This window comes from Mesotoga infera (assembly GCA_011045915.1).
In the GTDB taxonomy this organism is placed as follows: Bacteria; Thermotogota; Thermotogae; order Petrotogales; family Kosmotogaceae; genus Mesotoga; species Mesotoga infera_D.
Window position 1 is genome coordinate 1 of sequence record DSBT01000285.1, and the last position, 3,402, is coordinate 3,402.

Annotated in this window: 3 protein-coding genes; all 3 read right to left on the reverse strand. The window is 46.1% G+C overall.

What is annotated here, in order from left to right:
* Positions 1-659: response regulator transcription factor (locus ENN47_09355; protein HDP78370.1), on the reverse strand; the 659-nt coding region annotated here is incomplete at its 3' end.
* Positions 660-682: 23 nt separating this feature from the next.
* On the reverse strand, positions 683-2,371 hold the full coding sequence (locus ENN47_09360; GenBank protein HDP78371.1) for an enterochelin esterase-like enzyme: 1,689 nt from the start codon (positions 2,369-2,371) through the stop codon (positions 683-685).
* A gap of 398 nt (positions 2,372-2,769) precedes the next feature.
* On the reverse strand, positions 2,770-3,009 hold the full coding sequence (locus ENN47_09365; GenBank protein HDP78372.1) for a chemotaxis protein: 240 nt from the start codon (positions 3,007-3,009) through the stop codon (positions 2,770-2,772).
* Positions 3,010-3,402 lie beyond the last annotated feature (393 nt).

Below are 3,402 nucleotides of genomic sequence, written 5' to 3' on the forward strand. Positions count from 1 at the left end.
ATCTTCCTTCTCAAATATCTTATATAGACATCGACGATATTTGAGTCGCTGAAGAAGTCCTGATCCCATACACTTTCCGCGATTTGCGTTCGGCTCAGTACCTGGTGAGCGTTTCTGGCCAGATATTCCAGAAGTCGGTATTCCTTTGGAGAGAGTTCTATCTCGACATCGCCTCTCCTGACGGTATGAGAAACCGTATCAATTGAAAGATCACTGACTCTCAAAACGCGTTCGAAAGTCTCGCGCGGTCTCCTGAGAAGTGCGTTTATTCTTGCAAGCAACTCCTTGAAAGCAAAGGGTTTCACAAGATAGTCGTCGGCCCCGGTATTGAGTCCCTTAACTCTCTCATCTACAGAATCAAGAGCAGTCAGCATCAGAACAGGAGTGTAGTCGCCGTCCGCTCTAAGTTCACTGCAGACTTCATAGCCGTTCTTACCGGGGAGAAGGATATCCAGTAGAATCACATCGTACTGATTAGATGAAGCGAGCATAATCGCTTCATTTCCATCCTTCGCTGCGTCGACGAAAAATCCCTCTTCTTTCAAACCCTTACTAAGAAAAGCAGATATCGTAGCTTCATCTTCAACTATCAGAATTCTCAGAAAGACACCTCCAAGATAGAGAAACCGGAGGGTCACCCCTCCGGTCAATTCTAGCATCCCAGATCTTTATGTTGGAGTTACTAGTATATCCAGTTCTTTTCCACTTCCTCCGGAGCATTCTCTATCATGTATTCTGAAAGCTGCGCAAGCCATTCCTGGAGAGCAAGTGCTTTTTCTGGATTGGTCGGGCTCCATCCCTTCCAGCCATGACCCTGATTTGGACCGAAGTCGAACGTCATATCGGAGACTGGGTTTTCCATCTTCTCCATAGCGTCTTTCAGGAGATAGACTGCCTCATTGAGGTAATAGTTGTCCATGTCACCAACTGCAACATGCACATCACCGGCTATCTTGGGACCTATCTCTTCCCAGTTTTCCTGAAGAATGTAGTTTAGATCGAAGTTCTCTTTCCAGTATTCGGCAACATCCTTGTTGATTTCACCGGTAACCTGATCCCATATTGGCTGAGGGAATCCGTCGGCTCCCAAAGGACTGTATGTAGATTCCCAAACTGACCACTGCCCGCCAGATCTGTTGCTCGGTCCAGCAGCCATTTCGAAGTAGTTCTCCTGCTTCACGGTGAATCTGATGTTTCCGTGGGTATCTCTCGCGCTTGGCCTTTCAGTCTCAACCCAGCCAAAATCGGAGTAGTACGCATTGTCATCATTATAGATATTGATTAGCTGGTAATAGTTGAAATCTACTCCATCGGGATACCAGACGTAAGTTCTTCCGAAGAAGTCAGGGTAGAAGACCTTCATAGCCAGGGCCTCCCATCCACCAGTCGATCCACCTGCCAGAATTCTCGCCCATTTCTCTGGAATCATTCTGAACTGGCTTTCCAGATAAGGGATCAGCTCTTCAGTGATTGCAGTTCCATAAGGACCTGAATTGACGGAGTCAACTGAATATGCAGTATCATAGTAAGGTGTCGCATCCCGGATAGATACGGCGATGAATCTCGCATTTCCGTCTTCGGTCCAGAACTTGTAAACATCGTTGTTCACTCTGAAACCTACCGGAGCGGATCCTCCTGGGAAATGGCCCTGATAATAAATCACTGGATAGAAGACATCGGGATTGTCGTAATAACCTTCGGGCAGAAGAACGTTAGCTCCTATGTACATGTCCTTGCCCCAAAATTCCGATGCGGCTTCACTCTTGATCTTTATGAACTTCACCCACTCACTGTCAGTGTAGTTGCCTTGCTGGAGAACCATGCCTGGCTCAAGCTCATAGTCGGGCATAATTACTTCAGTGATCGCAAGTTCGACTGTTCCGGGATTGGCAGGGTCAAGATACACTTTCTTTGTCTTGCTTGTCGCATTACCAACCGATTCCCAGAACCACTGACCGTCACCCGTATCGTCATGCATCAATACGGTGTGACCGTCGGCTCTGTTGAACGTAGTGTAGACATTAACCAGAGCCTGAATGAAATACTCTCCCGCGGGAAGATCAGACAGTTCAATCGGGTACCCGACTACTGCCATATCTTCCTCAGAAATCGTGACTACGGATTCTGAGGACATTTCAAATACATCTTTTCCCCAGAAAGGAACACCCCTAACATCTGTCTGGTCTACTGGTTGTCTCGAAGAATCCTTGCTGACAATGACGAAGACCCGTCCGTTGATTGGTGTCTCAAGGCCAAGCGAGGCTACTGTATCCAGTGCATCCTGGTTAATTGTCACCTCGAATGTCAATGAAAGGGCTGTGATTCCTACGAAAAGGATTACAAGAAGAGTCAAAATACTCTTTTTAACCATATTTCCCACCTCCATAGAATCGTGAGCTATTGTCAAATAATTAATCGACTTTGATGATTATTTAAGCCAAGAATGGCAAGAACACATATTGGGATGAATGTTTGGGATGCTAGATTTTCAAGAAGTTTGAAACTAGAAGGAACGACGACGAGCGCGGAGAGTCAGGTGTGAGCTTTCCACCGAGGGAAGACTCATTTCATGAGAGTGGTGTGTTTTCGGAAATCCACATTTTACAGAAAGAAACTGGCTGAACTCCATTATTTACCTCCTCATCCTCCGCATCTTTGTCAGGTGCATCTTCGTTACTATACACTGCCTGAGGTACTGTCAGAACACCATGCGCGTTTATTTACATCATCTTCTGTTTTCCGTTGCTTTGCTCACCTTTAGCCTTACATTCACTGCCTTCTTCCATGACAGAAACTGTCGAAGTCCTTGAAGTCGATATAGTCGCGCACTCTCTGGAGAGAAGCCCAGATGAAATCTTCGAAAAGCTTCGCATCATCTTCGCTGTTCAGTTCCTCAACGACATCTTCTTGCTCCGATGGACGTGTAGCGATGTACCGGCTCCCTACTGCCCTATAATTTGAGTAGAGATTGAAATTGAAAATCCCGTTTTCTTTTGATCTGTAATACACTGCTAACACCTCCTGTACTTCAGAACAATTATATCATTCTGTGTAACAAGCGTGGTTGGGCGCTGCAGGTAGGGGGTAGGAAAGAGCAAGGGAACTGGTTATGCGTTGGAGGGTTATCCGTTCTCCGAAAAGTCGGAGCAATCGAAAAAGAGCATTTTCGAGACGTTCGCTGCGCTCACGAGAAGATCGAGATCCTGACCAGAAGCATTGTCAGGATGACACGAAGTAAAAAAGCTGTCATCCCGATATGAAACTGATCGGGATCTGGTTCTTTGAAAAACAGTTCCGAAAACCTGCTGAATACTTTGAAGAACCAACAAAGCGAAAATAAGGACTAGCCTGCTTGTTAAGGGTTGATTTACGCCTAAGAACGAGGATCCGTTGAACGCTGCA

Excerpts from the sequence above, each read along its gene's own strand:
- ENN47_09360 (HDP78371.1), bottom strand. The coding sequence starts at position 2,371 with ATGGTTAAAAAGAGTATTTTGACTCTTCTTGTAATCCTTTTCGTAGGA.